Origin of the sequence: Rhodococcus marinonascens NBRC 14363 (assembly GCF_001894885.1) — a bacterium.
GTDB lineage: Bacteria > Actinomycetota > Actinomycetes > Mycobacteriales > Mycobacteriaceae > Rhodococcus_F > Rhodococcus_F marinonascens.
The window spans coordinates 1-2,651 of sequence record NZ_BCXB01000102.1 but is presented as its reverse complement, the minus strand read 5'-3'; the positions used below and the strand labels follow the sequence as shown (position 1 = coordinate 2,651).

The window sequence follows — 2,651 nt, the reverse complement described above, 5'->3', positions numbered from 1 at the left end:
GCCGCAACGACCCGTCGACCCCGACCTCGGTCACCGTCCACAGGTCACCGTTTTTCACCCGCCCGGTGCGGGTTCCGGTGGCGTCCTTGGCCACGTATTTGCTGTTGTTCTTGCGGGTGACGACGATGTCCCCGGTCGCGGCTTCGAGGCCGTCGGCGAGCACGACACCGGGTCCGGTGACGGTGCCGTTGGCGCGGTAGTAGTCGGCGGCCTTGGTGTTGAGTTCGCTGACCAGGTCGTTGGTGGGGGCCACCATCAGGGCCACATTGTCGGCCTCGATGTCGGCGACGTACGCGCCGAACACCGTGTCGGCCAGTTCGTGTTTCATCCCGGCCCGGATCCGGTGGTGGTCCTGATACCAGTCGAGGGCGTTCTCGTCGCCGGTGCGGAGCAGCAGGCTCGCGGCGGCTTCCCCCGGGGTGCGGAAGCGGTGCACCTCACCCAGGAAGGGGGCGTCGGTGCGTTCGGCGAGATCGCGCAGGATGCCGCCGGATTCGACGGACGCCAACTGCTGGTGATCACCCAACAACCGCAGCACCGCCCCGGCCTGGGTAGCGATCCGGGTCAGGTCCGCGAGGTTACGGGCCGACGCCATCCCGGCCTCGTCGACCAACAGAAGATCACCGGATTCGATGCCGGTCGGCAACCCGTGCCGGTCACGGGTGAGCACATCGGCGATGGTCCGCCCTTCTACCTCGATCTCCGCGCCGAGGACCTCCGCGGCCCGAGCGGACGGACCGAGGGCGATGACTTTGCCGTTCGTCAGCTCCCAGGACCGGGCGATCACCGTGGCGGCGGTGGTCTTCCCCGCCCCGGCCGCGCCGACGGCCACAGCCACCGTTTTCTGCGCGGTGAGGAAGTGTTCGATCATCGCGATCTGGTCAGTTCCCAGGGTGTGCCCGTTCGCCTTCTCCGCCTTGCGGATCTGCCGGCGGATGATCCGGGCCGACACCGTCCTCTCACTGTGTGTATCGGCTTTGCGGCGCATGTACTTTTCGGCGGCGAGGACCGTTTCGGAGGTGTAGCGCATGGTGGTGCGGTCCACCGCATGGGTGCGGACCAGGCCGCCCTCGATGGGTTCGGACAGCTTCGCCGGCGCCCGATACACCACGGTGAAGGTGGGAACACACTCGGTGTCCACGAGTGTGTCCACCGCGGCCGCGGTGTAGGCGGCCGCGTCGGTGTCACCGGTGAAACTGTATGCCCGCACCTGGCGTTGGACCTCGGCGTGCAGGCTGTAGATCGTCCACGTCCCGACCTTGCGGGACAGGTCGTCCTCCACTTTTCGGACCAGTGCGGGCAGATCCTCCGGGGTGAACGGGGGCCGATTATCGTGGCCGGTGCGCGCCAACTCCACCAGCTCCCCTGGTGCCGTGCCGACCAGGATGGCCTGGGCCCGTTGGTCCCATTCGGCCCGCAGCTGCGCCATCGAGCGGGGCGGGTTCTTCGCGTTCCGGGTGTCCAACGTGGCCTGCTGCGCCTGCGCGTACTGCACCCTCTTCGGCGGATTCTTCCCGTGCCGGTCCGCGTAGTCGCGGGCCAGTTCCTCCTGCCGGTCCACGATTGCCTGACGGCGGGAGAACTCCTCGATCAACGCCAGCGGGATGCCCTCGACCTCGTACACCGGTTGCTTCCCGGCCGGGGTATCCGCCCGGGGGGCGAAGCTCACCCCCAGGTTGCGGGCCACCAAATCTGCGACCCGGGTGTTGTAGCGCTCGGAGGCGGACACGGCGGCCCGGTAGAACATGCGCCCGTCGATGGTGGTCCATTTTCCCTCCGCGTGCACCCGGTTCAGCACCGCACAGTGGGTGTGCAGATTCGGATCCGCCACCCGGTTGTCCCAGTGATCGAACCGGGCCACCAACAACCCGTCGGCCTTGATCACCTCACTGCCGCCGGCGCCGCGGCGGGTGTAGGTGGCGTGGTCCTCGATCCACCCCAACGTCTCGTCCACGGCCTGCCGGTGCGCCGCCTCCACCGCCTCTTTCACCTGAGCGCCGCCCAACCCCCACAGCAAGGAAATCGACTTCGCGGGGGTGAACACCAGGTCGTATCCGGCGACCGGTTGCCGCATCTTGCGGTAACTGTCGGCAATGAACTCCGTCACCTCCGCGTCGGAAAGGAACTCGGCGTTCGGCCCCCGCGTCTTGCCCAGGTGCCGCAGTGCGACGTCGCGCTTGATCTGATCCTTGACCGCGGTGTCCGGGTATCCGCAGTGCTCCTGCTTGTGCAGGGTGCAGCGTTCCTCGACCTCGTGCACGTACTCCTGGGAGGCGGTGAACCAGCTGAACGGGCGCCCCAACGCCGTCGACGCCGACCAGTCCAACCGCTCCGATTGCCCCGCCGTCACCGCCGGCATCGTGTCGAACGCGTGCGGGGTGCGGGCCGCACCGAACGAGGACCGCATCCCGGATTCGGTGACCTGTTCACCGATATCGACACCCGCACGGGCGGCCGCTTTCCCCCACCAACGGCCCGGCGGGGTGCCCTTCGCGTTGTAGTAATCGACGATTCCGGACTTTTTCGACTCGGTCGCATCACCGGCCGCCACATGCTTCGTCAGATAGGTGTAACCATCCCCAGCGGAGAGCTTATGGATGGTCATCACCCCGTACATTGTGCCAGGTCGCACCTTTAGTGCAAGAGGTGTG

At 67.3% G+C, this 2,651-nt stretch carries 1 protein-coding gene; it reads right to left on the bottom strand.

The genetic code is table 11. The features are described 5' to 3' along the window. Positions 1-2,617, bottom strand: a 2,617-nt coding sequence (gene mobF, locus RM2_RS22925; RefSeq protein WP_169846819.1) for a MobF family relaxase, incomplete at its 3' end; no start/stop codon positions are given. Between the last annotated feature and the right edge of the window lie 34 nt (positions 2,618-2,651).